Origin of the sequence: Nocardioides sp. 503 (assembly GCF_004522095.1) — a bacterium.
Lineage (GTDB): Bacteria > Actinomycetota > Actinomycetes > Propionibacteriales > Nocardioidaceae > Nocardioides.
Genome location: NZ_SPUI01000006.1, coordinates 32,679 through 51,401 on the forward strand (window position 1 = coordinate 32,679; position 18,723 = coordinate 51,401).

The following is an 18,723-nucleotide window of genomic DNA, read 5'->3' on the forward strand; positions in this document are numbered from 1 at the left end:
GCCGGCCCGCGGGGGCGGGCGTCCAGCATCCGCGGTGGGTCAGTCGTCGACGGCCGGCTGGCACACCGGGCACCAGTACATCGCGCGCTCGCGGCCGGCCGGACCGGCCATCGCCACGCGGATCGGGGTGCCGCACCGGCGGCACGTCGACTGGTCGCGGCGGTAGACCCACAGCGGGTTGCGCAGGTCGCCGGTGGTGGCCTGCAGGGCGCGCTCCTTGTTGAGGTCGAGCATCTGCCGCGCGCGACGTACGACGCGGGGGAGCGAGGGGACACGGCCCACGGAGGTGCGGGGGTTCAGGCCGCTGACGAAGCAGAGCTCGGCCATGTACATGTTGCCGATGCCGGCCAGGCGGGTCTGGTCGAGCAGCGCCTCGCCCACCGGGCGGTCAGGGTCCTCGAGCAGCCGGCGCAGCGCCTCCTCCTCGTCCCAGTCGGGGCCGAGCAGGTCCGGGCCGAGGTGGCCCACGACGGAGTCCTCGTCGGCCGTGGGCAGCAGCTCGACGATGCCGAGGGAGAAGCCGACCGCGGTGGTGCGGTCGGTCTCGAGCACCACCCGTGCCTGGTGAGCCGGTCGCGACCAGCGCTGCCCCGGGCGGAAGACGCGCCAGGAGCCCTCCATCTTGAGATGGGTGTGCAGCGTCCAGCGCTCGTCGCCGCGCTCGATGCGGGTGAGCAGGTGCTTGCCGCGCGAGATCGTCGTGGTGACCGAGCCGCCCGCGAGGTCGGCGGTGGCGTGCTGGGGCACCCGCAGGTCGGTGCGGAGCAGCAGCTGGCCCGAGAGCGCGCGGTCGAGCTTGCGCGCGGCGCGGTAGACGGTGTCGCCCTCAGGCACTGCGCAGCCTCAGTCCTCGCGGGGTGGCCACGAAGCCGGCCGCGTCGAGGGCCTGCCGCAGCGGCGTGGAGCCGCCCCCGAGCAGTGCCGCGCCGTCGGCCTTCTCGACGGTCAGCCGGCCCAGCGAGCCGCGGCCGACGGCCTCCGCCAGGGACGCCGCGGCCGGGGTCAGCAGGTCGAGGTCCTCGGTCCAGGTGAGCAGCGTCTTGCCCCCGCGCTCGACGTAGAGCGTGAGCACGCCGTCGACGAGCACGACGATGGCGCCGGCCTTGCGGCCGGGGCGGTGCCCGGCGCCCTCGTTGCTGCTGCTGGCCGGCCAGCCCAGGGCCGCGCCGTAGGGGTTGGCCGGGTCGGTGGCGGCCAGCGCGACCGCCGTCGGCTTCTGGTCGGGCGGAAGCTCGGAGAACGTGCGCAGGCGGTCGATGGCGCCGGCCGTGCCGAACTGGGCGGCGCCCAGGCCGTTGACGAAGTAGCCCCGGCGGCACCGGCCGGAGTCCTCGAACGCGGACAGCACTTTGTAGACGGCGGCGAACCCGCCCGGCACCCGCTCGCTCATGACGGCGCCCCGGATGACGACGCCGTGGCGGTCGAGCAGCCGCTCGGCGGTGGCGTGGGCGCGACGGGTCGGGTCGGTGTCGATGGCGGGCAGCAGCGCCCAGCGACCGGCGGTCTCGGGCGGGCCGGTGCGTGCGGGCCGGCCGGCGCGCGGCGGTGGGCGGCGGCTGCGGTGGCTGGGGGTGCCGGACCGCGTCAGCGCGCGCAGGGGGACCAGGGTGTCGTTGCTGATGCGCCCGGCCCAGACGAGCTCCCACAGGGCCGCGGACAGGGCGGCGTCGCTGACCGAGCGGACGGCGTCGGAGAGCTGCCGGAAGAACCACGCACCGCCGGGCGCCAGCGCCTCGAGCACGGCGTCGTGGAGCTCGGCGTGCTCGAAGGGCGCGGGCTCGGGCAGCGTGAGCGGCGCGGAGTCGGCGAGGTGGAGCGAGACCCAGCCGTCGGCGCCGGGCAGCGTCGCGTGGCCGGCCCAGAGGACCTCGCCGGAGGCGGTGAGCTCGTCGAGGTAGGCCGGGGAGTAGTCGCGGACCCGGCCACCGAGCACCAGCGGCTCGAGCGCCGAGGCCGGCACCGGCGCGCCGGCCAGCTGGTCGACCGCGGCGAGCACGCCGTCGACGCCGCGCAGGCCGCGGCCGCTGCCGCCGGCGGTGACGATGTGCTGCCAGGCGCCGAGGAAGCGGGCGAGCGCCTCGGGCTCGACCGGCTCGACCTCCTTGCGCAGCCGGGCCAGCGAGCGACGGCGCAGCTTGCGCAGGACCTCGGCCTCGCACCACTCCGAGCCGGAGCCGGACGGGCGGAACTCGCCCTCGAGCACCCGACCCTGGGCAGCGAGGCGGCTCAGCGTGTGGCGTACGACGGCGGTGCCCAGGCCGAAGCGCTCGGCCACCTGGTCGGTGGTGAACGGCCCGTGGGTGCGCGCGAAGCGGGACACGAGGTCGCCGATCGGGTCCTCCACGGGCTCGGTGAACGCGTCGGGCGTCCCGGGCGGGACCGGGGTGCCGAGCCCGTCGCGCAGGCGGGCGACGTCCTCGACGACCGTCCACCGCTCCTCGCCGCCGATGCGGACCAGGACCACCCGTCGCGTGTCGGTGAGCGCGCTGAGCCAGCCCTCGACGTCGGCGCCGTCGACGGTGCGCTCGTCGACCTCGGCGACCGTGAGCGGGCCGAGCATGCGCAGCAGGTCGACCACGCCCTCGGCGTCACGGGCGCGCCGGTCGGTCGCCAGGCGCTGCAGCTCGGCCTCGACCTCCGTGAGGACGTCGGGGTCGAGCAGCTCGCGCAGCTCGGCGCGACCGAGGAGCTCGGCGAGCAGGCCCTGGTCGAGCGACAGCGCAGCGGCCCGGCGCTCGGCGATGGGGGAGTCGCCCTCGTAGACGAACTGGGCGACGTAGCCGAACAGCAGGGTGCGGGCGTAGGGCGAGGGGCTGGTCGTGGAGACGTCGACCACCTGCACCTGGCGGCGCTCGACCGAGCGCATCAGCGCCAGCAGCGCCGGGAGGTCGTAGACGTCCTGGAGGCACTCGCGCACGGCCTCCAGCACGATCGGGAAGGACGGGTAGCGCGAGGCGACCTCGAGCAGGGCGGCCGAGCGCTGGCGCTGCTGCCACAGCGGCGAGCGGCGCCCGGGGTCGCGGCGGGGCAGCAGCAGGGCCCGGGCCGCGCACTCGCGGAAGCGGGCGGCGAACAGCGCCGAGCCGCCGACCTCCTGGGTGACGAGGTCCTCGATCTCGTCGGCCTCGAACACGATGACCTCGCCCGTGGGCGGCTCGGCGTCGGTGTCGGGGATGCGGATCACGATGCCGTCGTCGGAGGCCATGGCCTGGCCGTCGACGCCGTGGCGCTCGCGCAGCCGGGCGTTGATCGCCAGGGCCCACGGGGCGTGGACGGGCTTGCCGAACGGCGAGTGGACGACCAGGCGCCAGTCGCCGAGCTCGTCGCGGAACCGCTCGACCACGACGGTGGTGTCGCTCGGCAGCACGTTGGTGGCCTCGAGCTGTTCGTGGAGGTAGCTGACGAGGTTGCCCGCGGCCCAGGCGTCGAGCCCGCCCTCCTGCGCCCGCGCCTCGGCCTTGGCGCGCGGCAGGGCGCCCAGCTCGCGGGTGAAGGCGCCGATGGCCGCGCCGAGCTCGGCGGGCCGGCCGAGGCCGTCGCCCTTCCAGAAGGGGAGTCGCCCCGGGATGCCGGGCGCGGGGGTGACGAGCACGCGGTCGTGGGTGATGTCCTCGATGCGCCAGCTGGTGGCGCCCAGCGCGAAGATGTCGCCCACGCGCGACTCGTAGACCATCTCCTCGTCGAGCTCGCCGACGCGCTTGCCCGGGCCCTCCCCGCCGACGAGGAACACCCCGAACAGGCCCCGGTCGGGGATGGTGCCGCCGCTGGTGACTGCCAGTCGCTGCGCGCCGGGGCGGCCGGTGAGGCTGCCGGTGACGCGGTCCCAGACGATGCGGGGGCGCAGCTCGGCGAACTCGTCGGAGGGGTAGCGCCCGCTCAGCAGGTCGAGGGTCGCGTCGTAGGCCGAGCGGGGCAGGCTGCTGAAGGACGCCGTCCGGCGTACGACGGCGAAGAGCTCGTCGACGTCCCAGGCGTCCAGGGCCGTCGCCGCGACCACCTGCTGGGCCAGCACGTCGAGGGGGTTGGTCGGCACGCGGAGGGACTCGATGCCGCCGATGCGCATGCGCTCGACGGCGACCGCGGTCTGCGCGAGGTCGCCGCGGTGCTTGGGGAAGAGCACCCCGCGGCTGGTCTCGCCGACCTGGTGGCCGGCGCGCCCCACCCGCTGCAGGGCGCTGGCGACCGACGGCGGGGACTCGATCTGGACGACCAGGTCGACCGCGCCCATGTCGATGCCCAGCTCGAGGCTGCTGGTCGCGACGACCGCGGGGATGCGACCGCGCTTGAGGTCGTCCTCGATCAGGGCGCGCTGGTCCTTGGAGACCGAGCCGTGGTGGGCCTTGGCGATGATCGTGCCGGCGCCGGTCGTCGCCCCCGACTGGGCCATGATCTCGGCGGGCGGTCGCGCGGGGTCCTGGCCGCCCTCGGCGACTCCCTCGGCACGGGTGGTGGCGATCTCGTTGAGGCGTGCCGTGAGCCGCTCCGCGAGGCGACGGGAGTTGGCGAAGACGATCGTGGAGCGGTGGGACTCGATGAGGTCGACCACGCTCTCCTCGACGTGGGGCCAGATGCTGGTGTTGCGCGGCTCGTCGGAGTCCTCGTCGTAGTCGTCGGGCGCGGTCATGTCCTCGACCGGGACCACGACCTTGAGGTCCCACTCCTTGCTCGCCGGGGGCGCCACGATCTCGACCGGCGCGGCGCCGCCGAGGAAGCGGGCGACCTCCTCGAGCGGGCGGACCGTGGCCGACAGGCCGATGCGCTGGGCGGGCTTGTCGAGCAGCTCGTCGAGGCGCTCCAGCGACAGCGCGAGGTGGGCGCCGCGCTTGGTGCCGGCGACGGCGTGGACCTCGTCGACGATCACCGTCTCGACCCCGCGCAGCGACTCGCGCGCCTGGCTGGTGAGCATCAGGAACAGCGACTCCGGCGTCGTGATCATGATGTCGGGCGGCTGCGTCGTGAGCTTGCGGCGGTCACCGGCGCTGGTGTCGCCGCTGCGGACGCCGACGCGCAGCTCGGGCACGGGGGTGCCGAGCCGGTCGGCGGTGTGGCCGATGCCGGTGAGCGGGGAGCGCAGGTTGCGCTCGACGTCGACCGCGAGGGCCTTGAGCGGGGAGACGTAGAGCACGCGGCAGCGCCGCGTCTTGTCCTTCGGCGGCGGCTCGGTCAGCAGCCGGTCGATGGACCACAGGAACGCGCTGAGCGTCTTGCCGGACCCGGTCGGGGCCACGACCAGCGCGTGCCGCCCGGCCCCGATCGCCGCCCACGCGCCGGCCTGCGCCGGGGTCGGCTCGGCGAACGCCGCACCGAACCAGGTGCGGGTCGGTTCGCTGAACCGCTCGAGGGCCTCATGCACTGCTTCATCCTGTCCTACGCCACCGACACCGCTGCCCGACCGTCGGGATAGTCCCTCACGAATGAGTGGCCGATCGGGCCGGTCGACCACGAATCTGTTAGGGACTATCCCGGCAGAGCACCCTCACAGGGTCGGGCGGAGCATGGGGGGCTGGATGGTGGTGGCGTCGCCGCGGCGGTAGAGCAGGGCCTTGCGGCCGCCGGCGTCGCTCGCGGGGCCGGTGTCGCCGGTGGGGACGACGAAGCCGGCGGTGCCGAGGACCTTGCGCCGGAAGTTGCCCAGGTCCGGCGGGGTGCCCCAGACGGCGGTGTAGACGGCGCGCAGGTCGGGCAGGGTGAACGGCTCGGCCACGAACTCCAGGGCCAGCGTCGTGTACTCCAGCTTGGCCCGCACGCGCTCGAGGGCGTCGGTGAGGATCTCGGCGTGGTCGAAGGCGAGGTCCGGGAGGCCGTCGGCCGGCCACCAGCGCGCCCCGGCCGCGTCCGACCCGGCGTCCGGCTCGGGCAGGTCCGGGGCGAAGGCGACGTGCGCCACCGAGACGACGCGCATCCGCGGGTCGCGGTCGGGTGCGGAGTAGGTGCGCAGCTGCTCGAGGTGGCCCGAGAAGCGGTCCACGCCGGTCTCCTCGCGCAGCTCGCGCCACGCGGCGGTCTCCGCGTCCTCGTCGGGCTCGACGAAGCCACCGGGCATCGCCCAGCTGCCTTCGTACGGCGCGTTGCCGCGCTCGACGAGCAGGACGCACAGGGCGTCGTCGCGGATCGTGAAGACCGCGATGTCGACGGTGACCGCGAACGGCGGGTGCTCGCTCACGGCGCCACCACCTCCACCCCGGACTCGCGCATCGAGGCGACCGCCGCCTCGCTGCTGGCCGGGGCCACCCCGGCGTGCAGGCCCTCGAGCAGGCGTACGCCGAGGTCGCGCCGGCGCGCGTCGAGCACGGTCTGGAGCACGCAGTAGTCGGTCGCGATGCCGACGACGTCCACGTCCGTCACGCCGTACGACGCCAGCAGCTCGGCCAGCGGCCGACCCTCGTCGTCGACGCCCTCGAACGCCGAGTAGGCCGGCGCCCCCTGGCCCTTGCGGACGTGGTGGCTGACGAGGTCCAGCACGAGCTCGGGCGCGTAGTCGCTGCCCGGCCCGTCGCTGACGCAGTGCCGGGGCCAGGTGGCGACGTAGTCGGGCTCCTCGCCCTCCGCGGCGAAGTGGCCGCCGTTGTCGCTGTGCGGCTCGTGCCAGTCGCGGGAGGCGACCACCGTGGCGTAGTCGGCCGCGTGCGCGGCGAGGTGCTCGCTGATGCGCGCGGCGACGTCGTGCCCGCCGGTGACGCCGAGCGACCCGCCCTCGACGAAGTCGTGCTGGACGTCGACCACGATCAGGGCACGGCGAGCGGTGCTGCCGGAGGTCTGGGCGGAGGTCATGCGGGCTCCTCGGTGTCGGTCTCGGGTGTGCTGGTGAGGTAGGGCGGTCCGTGGCTGACGCCGAGCGCCTCGCGCGGCAGGGAGGCCAACGCGGAGGACGCATGGGCCCGGACCTCGTCGAGCGAGGGGGTGTGGACGACCTCGCCCTTGCGGACCAGCGGCACCTGGACGCTGCCGGGACCGGGCTCGCCGAGGGAGAAGGTCTCCGCGACGAGCACCCCGTCCTCGTAGGTGCGACGCACCGCCTTGCGCCCACCGACGGAGGTCTTGGCGGCCGACTTCTTCGCCACCGGGCGCAGCTCGCCGTCGGGGGAGTCGGCGACAGCCACCAGCTTGTAGACCATGCTCGAGGTCGGGTGGCCCGAGCCGGTGACGACTCGGGTGCCCACGCCGTAGCCGTCGATCGGCGCGTCGGCGAGTGCCGCGATGACGTACTCGTCGAGGTCGCTGGTCACGGTGATCCGGGTCGAGGTCGCGCCCAGCGAGTCCAGCAGCTCGCGCGCCTTGCGCGACTCCACGGCGAGGTCGCCGGAGTCGATGCGGACCGCGCCCAGGCCGGGTCCGGCCACCTCGACGGCCGTGCGGATGCCGTCGCTGATGTCGAAGGTGTCGACGAGCAGCGTGGTGCCGACGCCCTGGGCGGCCACCTGGCTGCGGAACGCGTCGGCCTCGGTGGCGTGCGAGAGCGTGAAGGCGTGCGCCGCCGTGCCGACCGTGGGGACGCCGTGCCGGCGCCCGGCGGCCAGGTTGCTGGTGGACGCGAACCCGGCGACGTACGCCGCGCGGGCGGCGGCCACCGCCGCCTCCTCGTGGGTGCGGCGACTGCCCATCTCGACCAGCGGCCGGCCCTCGGCGGCCGTGACCATGCGAGCCGCGGCGCTCGCGATCGCGGTGTCGTGGTTGAGCACGCTGAGGACGAGCGTCTCCAGCAGCACGCACTCACCGAGCGTGCCGCTGACGGTGAGGATCGGGCTGTGGGGGAAGTAGAGGTCGCCCTCGCGGTAGCCGTCGACGTCGCCCGTGAAGCGGAAGTCGCGCAGGTACTCCGCTGTCGCGTCGTTGATGACGCCCCGCTCACGCAGCCACGCGACCTCGTCGGCGTCGAAGCGGAAGTCCTCGACGAGCGCGAGCAGCCGGCCGAGGCCGGCCAGCATCCCGTAGCGGCGGCCCTCGGGCAGGCGCCGCGCGAACGCCTCGAAGACCGCACGGTGGTCGACGCTGCCGTCGGTGACCCACGAGGAGAGCATCGTCAGCTCGTAGTGGTCGGTGAGCAGTCCGGCTGAGACCTTCATCCAGGCGTCCGTCCAGTTGGAGTCAATATGACTATAGCCGTCAGAGGGCGGCGATCAAGCCACCCAGGGGAAGGGGTACCCGATCCAGCTCGAGCGCCTGCACCAGCAGCCCGGCGTAGCGCAGCTTGTGGCCCGAGTGCGAGGAGAGGAAGCGGTGCAGCTGGGCGCCGACCGGTCGGTCGCGGTGCGCCGCCTGCTTCTGCAGCGTCGTGAACGACGCCAGCCCGCCCTCCGCCTCCACGACACGGAGCACCCCCTCGGTGCCCACGGCGCGGATCAGCTCGTCCTCCAGGTCCGCGTCGCAGCCGTGGAAGCCCGCCGGGTCGGTGCCGGTGCGGGCCAGCACCCTCGCGACGTACGTCGCCGCGCCGACGTCGTAGAGCCCGAGCGTGCGGCGGCGCGGGTCGGCGGCGGCGAGGAAGCGGCCCAGGTTGGTGACGCCGTGCATGGGGACGACGTCCACCCCGTCCAGGTCCCGGCCGAGGCGCCGCGCCAGCGTGAGCACGGCGCGCTCGTCGCTGGCGCCCTCCACCAGGACCAGGGTCATGCGCCGGCTCCCACGCCGGTCACCGGGCGTCGCTCCACGACCCCAACGTAAACCGGGTGGGGGAGGTCGGCGAGGGCTTATAGGGTCTCGCTCCGTGACCGAGTCGATGATCCGGGCCGTCGGGCTGCGCAAGAGCTTCGGCGACTTCGAGGCGGTCAAGGGCATCGACGTCGACGTGCGGCGAGGCGAGGCGTTCGGCTTCCTCGGCCCCAACGGCGCCGGCAAGTCCTCCACGATGCGGATGATCGCCGCGGTCTCGCCGGTCAGCGGCGGCGAGCTGCGCATCCTCGGCATGGACCCCGCGGTCGACGGCCCGGCGATCCGCGGCCGGCTCGGCGTGTGCCCGCAGGAGGACACCCTCGACAACGAGCTCAACGTCCACGACAACCTCTACATCTACGGCCGCTACTTCGGCATCCCCAAGGGCGAGGTCAAGGCGCGCGTCGAGGAGCTGCTGGAGTTCGTGCAGCTCACCGACAAGGCCAAGGCCAAGGTCGACGACCTCTCGGGCGGCATGAAGCGCCGCCTCACCATCGCCCGCAGCCTGGTCAACCGGCCCGACCTGCTGCTGCTCGACGAGCCCACGACGGGGCTCGACCCGCAGGCGCGCCACGTCCTGTGGGACCGGCTGTTCCGGCTCAAGCAGTCGGGCGTGACGCTGGTGATCACCACCCACTACATGGACGAGGCCGAGCAGCTCTGCGACCGGCTGGTCGTGATGGACAAGGGCCTCATCGTCGCGGAGGGCTCGCCGCTCACGCTGATCCGCGAGCACTCCACCCGCGAGGTGGCCGAGCTGCGCTTCGGCGTGGGGGAGCACGACCAGAGCCACCAGGCGCTCGCCGAGCGGCTCGCCGACCTCGGCGAGCGCATCGAGGTGCTGCCCGACCGGCTGCTGGTCTACAGCGACGACGGCGAGGAGGTCGTCGCCAAGACCCACGAGCGCGGCCTCCAGCCGGTGGCGGTGCTGGTGCGCCGCTCCACGCTCAAGGACGTCTTCCTGCGCCTCACCGGTCGGACGCTGGTCGACTGATGGCCAGCACCTCGGGCCTGTCGCTCCTCGAGGGGGTGGGCCGCCAGTACGACTACTGGCTGACCGTCTACAAGCGCACCTGGCGCGGCTCGATCGTCTCCTCGTTCGTCGCGCCGCTGTTCACCGTCGTGGCCATGGGGGTGGTCCTGGGCGGGTTCATCGAGGGCGACCCCGCCGAGCTCGAGGGCGCCACCTCCTACCTCGCCTTCATCGTGCCCGGGCTGGTCGCGGCGCACGCGATGCAGACGGCCGTGGGCGAGACGACGTACCCCGTCATGGGCGCCATCAAGTGGCACAAGACCTACTTCGCCCAGATCGCCACCCCGCTCGCGCCGGTCCACGTCGTCGGCGGCCACCTGGCCTTCGTGCTCGCCCGGCTGCTGACCTCCTGCGGGGTCTTCATGCTGGTGCTCGTGCCGTTCGGCGTCTTCGCGACGTGGTGGGGCCCCTTCCTCGCGCTGGCCGCGCAGCTGCTGGTCGGGATGGCGTTCGCCGCGCTGGTGTTCGGGTTCAGCGCCCGGCTGCACTCCGACGAGGGCTTCGGCGTGCTGTTCCGCCTGGGCATCTTCCCGCTGTTCCTCTTCAGCGGCGCCTTCTTCCCCGTCGACAACCTCGGGCCCGTCGGCTCGGTGCTGGCCCGCGCGACCCCGCTGTGGCACGGCGTCAGCCTGTCGAGGATGTTCTGCGTCGACGAGATCGACTGGTCCACGGCCGCGGTCAACGTCGCCGTGCTCACGGCGCTGCTGGTGGCCGGCTGGTTCTGGGCGGTCCGCGGACTCACCAGGAGGCTGGTCACGTGAGCGCCGTCCCCACCGGCGTCGCGCCGCTGGCGCCGCTCGCCGCCCTGCGCCTGCTGGTGCTGCGCAACTACATCGTCTACCGCCAGGCGTGGAAGCTCTTCCTCACCGGCTTCCTCGAGCCGGTCTTCTACCTGCTCTCCATCGGCATCGGCGTCGGCCAGCTCATCGACACCTTCGAGGTCAACGGGCAGGCGATCCCCTACGCCGAGTTCGTGGCCCCGGGCATGCTCGCCGCGTCCGCCTTCAACGGCGCGCTCCTCGACTCGACCTACAACGTCTTCTTCAAGCTCAAGTACGACAAGCTCTACGACCAGATGCTGGCCACGCCGCTCACGAGCGCCGACATCGCCCGCGGCGAGATCGCCTGGGGCCAGCTGCGCGGCGGCAGCTACTCCGCGGGCTTCCTCGTCGTGATGGCCGCCCTGGGTCTCGTCCAGTCCTGGTGGGTGCTGCTCGCCCTGCCCGCGGCGCTGCTGATCGGCTTCGCGTTCAGCGCGGTGTTCATGGCCCTGACGACCTACATGACCTCCTGGCAGGACTTCGAGAAGGTCACGCTGGTCCAGATGCCGCTGTTCCTGTTCTCGGCGACGTTCTTCCCGATCACGGCGCTCGACACCTGGGTGCGCTGGGTCGTGGAGGTCACGCCGCTCTACCGCGGCGTCGTGCTGTGTCGCGAGCTGACGACCGGCGCGCTCTCGTGGGCCTCGGCGGTCTCGGTGGTCTACCTCGTGGTCATGGGCCTGCTGGGCCTGCTCGTCGTACGCCGCCGGCTCGACCGGCTGCTGCTCACCTGAACCGGCGGCGGCTCACTCCAGGCGCAGCGCCCAGAGCGCGGTGTCGATCCAGCGGTCCAGCTTGAACCCCACCTCGGGCAGCAGCCCGACCCGCTCGAAGCCGCAGGCGCGGTGCAGGGCCTCGCTCGCCGCGTTGGGCTGGGCCACCACGGCCAGCACCGTGTGGACGCCGTCGGCGCGCAGCGCGGCCAGCAGGTCGTCGTACAGCCGGCGGCCGAGGCCGCGGCCGGCCGCCTCGGGCGCGAGGTAGATCGACGACTCGCGGGTCCGGGCGTAGGCCGGTCGGGGACGGTAGGAGGAGGAGTAGGCGTAGCCGAGCAGTCCCTCGTCCTCGACCGCGACGAGCAGGTGGTCGCCCGCCTCGGTGCTCTCCAGGCGCGCGGTCCAGTAGTCCAGCGGCGGGGGAGTCGTCTCGAAGGTCGACGTCGAGGTCAGGACCTGGTGGTCGTAGATCGCCTTGATCCCGGGCAGGTCGTCGGCGGTGGCCGGGCGAACGCGGGGCTCCTGTGACATGGCGGCATTCTGTCCGACGTTGGCAGGATCCCCGGCGACCGGTGTCGGTCCCGGTTGAGAGGATGACCGCATGTCGACCCCGCCCGCGCCCGAGCCGGACACCAAGGACTGGACCTGGGTGCTGGACCGTCCCTGCCCCGACTGCGGCTTCGTGGCCTCCGACGTCGACCGCGACGGCGTGGGTGGGGCGGTGCGCGCCAACGCCGCGGCGTTCGCGCTGGCGCTGCGCGCGCCCGGCGCGACCGCCCGACCGCTTCCCGGCGTGTGGTCGGTGACCGAGTACGCCTGCCACGTCCGCGACGTGCACCGGGTCTTCGAGGGCCGCGTGCGGTCCATGTGCGAGGAGGACGAGCCGGTCTTCCCCAACTGGGACCAGGACGAGACCGCCCTCGCCGAGCGCTACGACGAGCAGGACCCGTCGACCGTGGGCTCCGAGCTCGTGGCGGCCGCCGAGCAGGTCGCCACGACCTACGACGCCGTCCCCGACGACGCCTGGGAGCGACGCGGCCTGCGCAGCAACGGCAGCGCGTTCACCGTCGACACCCTCGCGCGCTACCACCTCCACGACGTCGTCCACCACCTGTGGGACGTGCGGGGCGCCGTGACCGTCGGCGCCTACGACGCCGCGGCGGCCGCCTACCGCGACGCGACCCAGGACATGCCCGACAGCGGGCGACGCGTGGTCCGCGCCTTCGCCGACTCGCTGGGCGCGGGTGCGCGCGTGCTCGAGATCGGCAGCGGTGGCGGGCGCGACGCCCTGGCCCTCGAGGGCGTCGGGCTCAGCGTCCGCCGCACCGACGTGACCCCGGCGTTCGTCTCGCTGCTGCGCGACAGCGGCGTGGAGGCCGACGTCCTGGACCCGCTGACCGACGACCTCGACGACCCCCTGCGACCGGGGCGTCCCTACGACGGCGTGTGGGCCGGCGCCTCCCTGCTCCACGTCGCCCGCCCCGACCTGCCGGTCGTCCTGACCCGCCTCGCCGCGGCCACCCGCCCCGGCGGCGCCCTGCGGATGTCGGTCAAGGAGGGCGACGGTGAGGGATGGTCGACCCACGGTGTCGTGGAGGCCCCGCGGATGTTCGTCCACTGGCGCGAGCATGCCCTGCGCTCCGTGCTGGACGCCGCCGGCTGGCTGGTCGAGGAGGTCCACCCCGCGGTGAGCGTCACCGGCGAGGACTGGCTCGGCGTGACGGCGAGGCGTCGATGAGGCACACCGAGCTCTGGGCCCGGCTCGAGTCCGCCCTCGGCACGGGCTACTACCGCGTCTGGGCCGACCAGTTCGTCATGGGCGACCTCGGCAGCCGCACCGTCACCGAGGCCCTGGACGCCGGCATCGAGCCCAAGCAGGTCTGGGCCGTCGTGTGGCGTGCCCTCGAGCTGCCCGAGCGGGAGCGTTGACGTCCCGGGCCCTGGGGGCCACCACCGACGTCGCCGCCGTCCAGGCGGCCACCGTCCGGGCGCTCGTGCTGTCGCAGGCCGTGGGCGCGCTCGGCATCACCATCGGGATCGCCACCGCCTCGCTGCTGGCCCGCGACCTGTCCGGCTCGGAGAGCCTGGCCGGCCTCGCGGGCACGTCCCAGGTGCTGGGCGCCGCGCTGTCGTCGTACGTCCTGGCGAGGGTGATGGCGGTCCGTGGGCGCCGCGTCGGGCTGACGACCGGGCTGCTGATGGGGGCCACCGGCGCCCTGCTCGCCGTCGTGGCGGGTGCGATCGGCTCGATGCTCCTGCTGCTGGTCGGGGCGCTCCTGATCGGTGCGACGACGGCCGCCAACAACGCCTCGCGCTACGCCGCGACCGACCTGGCCCCGGCCGAGCGCCGGGGTCGCGCGCTGTCGACCGTCGTGTGGGCCACGACCGTCGGCGCGGTGGTCGGGCCCAACCTCACCGGTCCGGCGGCGGCCTTCGCCGACCTGCTCGGCATCCCGGAGCTCACCGGCCCCTTCGCGCTGGGCGCCATCGGCATGCTCGTGGCGGCCGTCATCGTGACGGTCCGGCTGCGACCGGACCCGCTCCTGCTGGCCCGTGAGCTGGCCGAGGTGCCGGCCGCGCCGCCCAGCGGCACCTCCTGGGGCCGGGCGCGGGCCGCCGTGCGGGAGCGGCCCGGGCTCGGCCTCGCCGTGGCCGGCCTGGCCGGGGCGCACGCCGCGATGGTCGGGGTGATGACGATGACGCCCATCCACATGGAGCACGGCGGCGCCGAGCTGCGCGTCATCGGCGTCGTGATCAGCGTCCACGTGCTCGGCATGTTCGCGTTCTCGCCGCTGGTGGGCCTGCTGTCGGACCGCGTCGGGCGGCCGCCGGTCCTGGCCGCGGGCGGGCTGGTGCTGCTGGTCTCCCTGGTCCTCTGCTCGACCGCCCCCGAGGGGACCTCCTGGCAGATCTTCGGCGGCCTCTTCCTGCTCGGCCTGGGCTGGTCGCTGGCCACCGTGTCCGCGTCCACGATGGTGGCCGACCTCGCCCCGCTCGACGCGCGCACCGACGTCCAGGGCATGGCCGACGTGGTCATGGGGGTCTCCGCGGCCAGCGCGGGCGCCCTCGCCGGGCTCGTCGTCGGAGTCTTCGGCTACCCCGTCCTGGCGCTGGTCACGACCGCGCTCGCCGTCGGCGTCGTCGTCGCGGCCTATGCTGCGCCGACCCGCCAACCCCAGGAGTGATCGCATGAGCGCAGTGGTCGACACAGGCGCAGTGGCCGACGTCGCCGTCATCGGAGGCACGGGCTTCTACTCCTTCCTCGACGACCCCACCGACCACGTCGTCGACACGCCCTACGGCGCGCCGTCCGCGCCGGTGTCGGTCGGGCAGGTGGCGGGGCGCCGGGTGGCGTTCCTGCCGCGCCACGGTCGTCACCACGAGGCGCCCCCGCACGCGATCAACTACCGCGCCAACCTGTGGGCGCTGCGCTCCCTCGGCGTCCGCCAGGTGCTGGCGCCCTGCGCCGTCGGGGGTCTCGGCACCTCGGTGGCTCCCGGCGACGTGGTGGTCCCGGACCAGCTCGTCGACCGCACGCACCGCCGCATCGGCAGCTTCGTGGAGACCGGGGCGGTCCACCTGCCCTTCGCCGACCCCTACTGCGCCGGGGTCGCCGGCGCCGTCGCCACGGCGGACCCCGAGGTCACCCCCGGCGGCACCATGGTCGTCATCGAGGGCCCGCGCTTCTCGACGCGCGCCGAGTCGCGCGACTACGCCGCCCGCGGCTGGTCGCTGATCAACATGACCGGTGCCCCCGAGGCGGCCCTGGCCCGCGAGATGCGTCAGTGCTACGCCGCGATCGCGCTGGTCACGGACATGGACGCCGGCGCCGAGTCCGGCGAGGGCGTGGGCCAGGAGGAGGTCTTCGCGCTCTTCCGCGCCAACCTCGAGCGCCTCACCGGCCTCCTGACCGGTGCCATCGCCGCGCTGCCCGACCCCGACGGCTGCTCGTGCTCCACCTGGGCCGACGGCGTGGAGCTGACCTACCAGGTGCCCTAGGGCGGTCGGTCGCCACCGGTGACGTTTCCCCAAGGTATGCAGGGGAAGCGTCACTTCCCTCGGTGTGCAACGCACGGGAAGTGACGGCTCAGCGACATACCTTGGGGAAACTGCGCGCCCCGGCGCCCGCCGCACCCCCTTCCACGGGGCGCCGGCCGGTCCTACAGTCCGACGATGACACCTCGACTGACTCCCTCGTTCGTCGTCGCCGTGCTGGCCCTCGTGCTGGCCACCGGCGGCGTCGGCTACGCCGCAGGCAAGATCGGGTCCGCCCAGATCAAGAACAACAGCGTCAAGTCCCAGGACATCCGCGACAACTCCCTCACCGGCAAGGACGTCCGCAACGGCACCCTCACCGGCCAGGACGTGCGCAAGGGCTCGCTCGGACGCTCCACCGACTACACGCGGTGCCGCACGGGCGAGCTGTTCGTCTTCGGCGCCTGCGCGCGTACGACGCCGTACGGACCCACCAGCTACCAGGCGGCGCAGTCGAACTGCTCCGACCTGGGCGGGCGGCTGCCGACGACCGGCGAGCTGCGCTACATCGCCGCCCACCCGGAGTTCACCTGGGCGGACGGCAACCCGGCGCAGTACGAGTTCACCAGCACCTGGACCACCTCCGCGCCGATCACCCCGATGGCCTTCGACCGGGCGTTCAACCTCTTCAGCAACGCCCTCGCCCAGAGCTTCTGGTACCACTGCCTGACCCTGCGCTGACGGCTCATCCCTCGACGGCGGCGCCGGCCTTGCCGGCGTCGGCGTAGGACCGCACGACCGAGGTGGTGAGGGGGAAGTCGATCGCGAGGTCGCGAAAGAGCAGGCGCGAGGCGGTGGCGGCCGCGGCGTGGGCCTCGGCCGCCACGGCGTCGGCGAGGGCGGTGGGGGCGTGCACGACGACCTCGTCGTGGAGGAAGAACACCAGGTGCGGGCGGGCGGTGAGGGGACCCGTCCCGCCGAGGCGCCAAAGGCGGTTGCGCAGGTCGGCGAGCCAGCACAGCGCCCACTCGGCGCCGGTGCCCTGCACGATGAAGTTGCGGGTGAAGCGGCCGTAGGCACGACGGAAGCGCGCCTGGCTGTCGGGGTCGACCGGCGGGTCGTCGGGGTCGCGGTCCCAGGCGTCGCCGAGCCCGGGTGAGCCGCGCCCGAGCAGGGTACGCACGACCTGTCCGCGCTCGCCGGCGCGCGCGGCCTCCTCGACCAGCCCGAAGGCGTCGGGGTAGCGGCGGGTGAGCGCGGGCACCATGCGGCCGCTCTCGCCGCTGGTCGCGCCGTACATCGCGCCGAGCAGCCCCAGCTTGGCGTCGTTGCGCGTCGCGACCGCTCCCGCGTCGACCATGCCCTGGTAGAGGTCGGCCCCGCGGGCCGCCTGGGCCAGCGCCCGGTCACCGCTCATCCCGGCGAGCACGCGGGGCTCGAGCTGGGCCACGTCGGCGACCACGAGCACCCAGCCGTCGTCGGCCACCGCGGCCGGGCGCACCTGCAGCGGGAAGGACAGCGCCCCGCCGCCGTTGGACGACCAGCGGCCGGTGGCGGAGCCGGCCGGCTGGTACGACGGACGGAAGCGGCCACCGCTCACCCACTGGTCGATCCACGCCCAGCCGTTGGTCGAGAACAGGTGCGACAGCTGCTTGTAGCGCAGCAGGGGAGCGATGCCGGGATGGTCGTGCCGACGCAGCGTCGACGCGCGGGTGTCGTCGACCTCGACGCCGACCCGCCGCAGCGCGGTCAGGAGCTCGGGCCGGGAGTCCGGGTTGAGCCCGGGCGACGCGAACGCCGCGCGCACCTCGGCCGCCAACGTCTCCAGGCCCTGGGGCCGGGCGCCGCGCGGAGGACGAGGGCCGAGCAGGTCGACCAGCAGGCGCTCGTGGACGTCGACGCGCCAGGGCACGCCTGCGAAGGTCATCTCGGCGGCGGCGAGGGCGCCCGAGGACTCCGCCGCGAGCAGGAGCCCCAGCCGGGTGACCTCGGGCGACGCGGCGACGGCAGCCAGCTGGCGAGCGTCCTCGAGATCGGCGCGCAGGTGCTCGGCGGTGTCGTCGACGGCGAAGAGCGCCGGGTGCGAGGGCGAGGTCGGGCCGAGGCGGTCCCAGTGGTCCGACTGCTCGCCCTCCAGCAGCGCCCCGTCGACGGCGGGCGCCCGTCGCAGGAGGTGGTGGCCCAGGCGCAGGTCGTGGCAGCGCGCGACGCGCACCCCGGCGGCGAGCAGCGGCGGGTACCACCGGGCGGTGTCGTCCCACACCCAGCGCGGCGCGTCGTCGGCCTCGCGCGCTGCGACGTACGGCGCGAGCTCGGCGGCGGCCAGCTCGCGCGTCGCTCCACCGGCGGGGGCGCCGTCCGCCTCGCCGTCGACGACCAGCACGCGCTCGCCGGGGAGCCGTGAGAGCGCGACCCTGCTCACGGGAGCAGGACCAGCTCGAGGCCGAGCCAGGCGGCCAGGTCGCGCAGCTCCTCGTGCACCGCGCGCGACGTCGCCCGGTCGAACGGCACGTCCTCGTGGACGGCGTCGACGCGCAGCTCGCCCTCGCGACGGTCGGCGGTCGCGTCCACCTTGCCGACGAGCCGGTCGCCGTGGAGCACCGGCAGCGCCCAGTAGCCCCAGAGCCGCTGCTCCTTCGGCTTGTACATCTCCAGCTGGTAGTCGAACTCGAAGATCTCGTCCATGCGCCGGCGGTCGTGGATGAGCCGGTCGAGCGGCGAGAGCAGGGCGGTGCGACCGGCGAAGGGCTCGTCGAGCAGCGCGGGGTCGACGCGCCACGCTCCCTTGACGCCCTCCACGACGGCCGGCTGGCCGGCCTCGCCGACATGGCCCGGCTCGCCGGGCACGGTGGCGCTCGTGGCCCGGGCGATGCCGAGCGCGCGCAGCCGCCGCTCGTCTCGGACGCGCTCGGCCTCCTCGGCCGGCACGACCGGGTCGTCGGGGGAGACCCGCTCGGCGAGGTCCCAGAGCGTCTCGCGCCCCTCGCGGCCGGCCGCCGCCACCTCGCCACGGGCGACGAGGAGCTTGAGCAGCATCACGACGTTGCGGTTGTTGTTCCACCCGCTCGAGCGCCACGGGCGCTCGCAGGTGTCGGGCAGCCCGCTCGCGGGCAGGGGCCCCGACGTCCGCAGCCGGTCGAGGATGTCGAGGCGGCAGGCGGTGTTGGCCTCGACCCAGGCGAGCTGCTCCTCCTGCCAGGGGCGCAGCTCCCCGCGTCCGGGCCAGTCGGCCATGTCGGCGCGGAACAGCGCGACGTCCTCGCAGGGTCGCAGGTAACCCTGCAGCTCCACCACCCGCTGCTCGTCGACGGCGGTGCGCAGCTCGTCCGGGGAGTAGCTCGACCCGAGACGGCTCCAGAGCACCAGGTCGGCGCTCGGGGCGACGTGGCGCGTGGGGTCGTCCTGGAGCACCGTCAGCCGGCGCAGCACCGCGTGCAGGTCGGTGGGCCGTGACGCCGTCAGCAGCTGACCACGCAGCGCGAGACGGCGCGCGTCGGTGCGGGAGAGCTGGTGGACGGGCACGCGGTGA

At 74.2% G+C, this 18,723-nt stretch carries 17 protein-coding genes; 8 read left to right on the top strand and 9 right to left on the bottom strand.

Annotated features, from left to right (window positions below; translation table 11 throughout):
- Window positions 1–39 precede the first annotated feature (39 nt).
- The 6 genes from E4622_RS17635 to E4622_RS17660 all read right to left on the bottom strand — a co-directional run bounded on the left by E4622_RS17635 (window position 40) and on the right by E4622_RS17660 (window position 8,610).
- Entirely contained in the window at window positions 40–834 is a 795-nt protein-coding gene (locus tag E4622_RS17635) for a DNA-formamidopyrimidine glycosylase family protein (protein ID WP_134741570.1), read from the bottom strand.
- Window positions 827–5,353, bottom strand: coding sequence for an ATP-dependent helicase (locus E4622_RS17640; RefSeq protein WP_209022007.1), 4,527 nt, complete (start codon window positions 5,351–5,353; stop codon window positions 827–829). Before E4622_RS17640 ends, E4622_RS17635 begins: the two co-directional genes overlap by 8 nt.
- 123 nt (window positions 5,354–5,476) lie before the next feature.
- On the bottom strand, window positions 5,477–6,163 hold the full coding sequence (locus tag E4622_RS17645; protein ID WP_134741572.1) for an NUDIX hydrolase: 687 nt from the start codon (window positions 6,161–6,163) through the stop codon (window positions 5,477–5,479).
- Window positions 6,160–6,771, bottom strand: a complete 612-nt coding sequence (locus E4622_RS17650) for an isochorismatase family protein (RefSeq protein WP_134741573.1) — start codon at window positions 6,769–6,771, stop codon at window positions 6,160–6,162. Before E4622_RS17650 ends, E4622_RS17645 begins: the two co-directional genes overlap by 4 nt.
- Window positions 6,768–8,063: a nicotinate phosphoribosyltransferase gene (locus E4622_RS17655; protein ID WP_134741574.1), complete on the bottom strand. Its 1,296-nt coding sequence runs from the start codon at window positions 8,061–8,063 to the stop codon at window positions 6,768–6,770. Before E4622_RS17655 ends, E4622_RS17650 begins: the two co-directional genes overlap by 4 nt.
- Before the next feature lie 40 nt (window positions 8,064–8,103).
- Complete coding sequence (locus E4622_RS17660) at window positions 8,104–8,610, bottom strand: TOPRIM nucleotidyl transferase/hydrolase domain-containing protein (RefSeq protein WP_134741575.1); 507 nt, start codon at window positions 8,608–8,610, stop codon at window positions 8,104–8,106.
- A 106-nt stretch (window positions 8,611–8,716) separates the two neighbouring features.
- Between E4622_RS17660 and E4622_RS17665 the strand changes: the two genes are divergently transcribed.
- From E4622_RS17665 to E4622_RS17675, 3 genes are read left to right on the top strand one after another with little or no spacing between them, the layout of a single operon-like run.
- Window positions 8,717–9,643 (top strand): ABC transporter ATP-binding protein, encoded by a 927-nt coding sequence (locus tag E4622_RS17665; protein WP_245156110.1) that lies wholly within the window; start codon window positions 8,717–8,719, stop codon window positions 9,641–9,643.
- Window positions 9,643–10,443, top strand: a complete 801-nt coding sequence (locus tag E4622_RS17670; protein ID WP_134741577.1) for an ABC transporter permease — start codon at window positions 9,643–9,645, stop codon at window positions 10,441–10,443. Before E4622_RS17665 ends, E4622_RS17670 begins: the two co-directional genes overlap by 1 nt.
- Complete coding sequence (locus E4622_RS17675) at window positions 10,440–11,237, top strand: ABC transporter permease (RefSeq protein WP_134741578.1); 798 nt, start codon at window positions 10,440–10,442, stop codon at window positions 11,235–11,237. Before E4622_RS17670 ends, E4622_RS17675 begins: the two co-directional genes overlap by 4 nt.
- Window positions 11,238–11,249: 12 nt before the next feature.
- Here E4622_RS17675 and E4622_RS17680 read toward each other — a convergent pair whose 3' ends face one another.
- Window positions 11,250–11,750, bottom strand: a complete 501-nt coding sequence (locus tag E4622_RS17680; RefSeq protein ID WP_134741579.1) for a GNAT family N-acetyltransferase — start codon at window positions 11,748–11,750, stop codon at window positions 11,250–11,252.
- A 70-nt stretch (window positions 11,751–11,820) separates the two neighbouring features.
- Between E4622_RS17680 and E4622_RS17685 the strand changes: the two genes are divergently transcribed.
- The 5 genes from E4622_RS17685 (at window position 11,821) to E4622_RS17705 (ending at window position 15,935) form a co-directional block, all read left to right on the top strand.
- A complete protein-coding gene (locus E4622_RS17685; protein WP_134741580.1) occupies window positions 11,821–12,957 on the top strand; it encodes a DinB family protein in 1,137 nt (378 codons plus the stop codon).
- Window positions 12,954–13,148 (top strand): DUF3046 domain-containing protein, encoded by a 195-nt coding sequence (locus E4622_RS17690; protein WP_134741581.1) that lies wholly within the window; start codon window positions 12,954–12,956, stop codon window positions 13,146–13,148. Before E4622_RS17685 ends, E4622_RS17690 begins: the two co-directional genes overlap by 4 nt.
- Window positions 13,145–14,404 (top strand): MFS transporter, encoded by a 1,260-nt coding sequence (locus E4622_RS17695; protein WP_134741582.1) that lies wholly within the window; start codon window positions 13,145–13,147, stop codon window positions 14,402–14,404. The genes E4622_RS17690 and E4622_RS17695 overlap by 4 nt, the downstream gene beginning before the upstream one ends.
- A 4-nt stretch (window positions 14,405–14,408) precedes the next feature.
- On the top strand, window positions 14,409–15,218 hold the full coding sequence (locus E4622_RS17700) for an S-methyl-5'-thioadenosine phosphorylase (RefSeq protein WP_134741583.1): 810 nt from the start codon (window positions 14,409–14,411) through the stop codon (window positions 15,216–15,218).
- Window positions 15,219–15,392: 174 nt separating this feature from the next.
- Window positions 15,393–15,935 (top strand): hypothetical protein, encoded by a 543-nt coding sequence (locus E4622_RS17705; protein WP_134741584.1) that lies wholly within the window; start codon window positions 15,393–15,395, stop codon window positions 15,933–15,935.
- 4 nt (window positions 15,936–15,939) lie between these two features.
- On the opposite strand, the gene E4622_RS17710 is transcribed toward E4622_RS17705, so the two are convergent.
- Both E4622_RS17710 and E4622_RS17715 read right to left on the bottom strand, forming a co-directional pair.
- Window positions 15,940–17,616, bottom strand: a complete 1,677-nt coding sequence (locus E4622_RS17710; protein WP_134741585.1) for a bifunctional 3'-5' exonuclease/DNA polymerase — start codon at window positions 17,614–17,616, stop codon at window positions 15,940–15,942.
- The gene (locus E4622_RS17715) at window positions 17,613–18,716 is read right to left on the bottom strand and encodes a crosslink repair DNA glycosylase YcaQ family protein (RefSeq protein WP_134741586.1); all 1,104 of its coding nucleotides are present in this window, start codon (window positions 18,714–18,716) and stop codon (window positions 17,613–17,615) included. Before E4622_RS17715 ends, E4622_RS17710 begins: the two co-directional genes overlap by 4 nt.
- Window positions 18,717–18,723 lie beyond the last annotated feature (7 nt).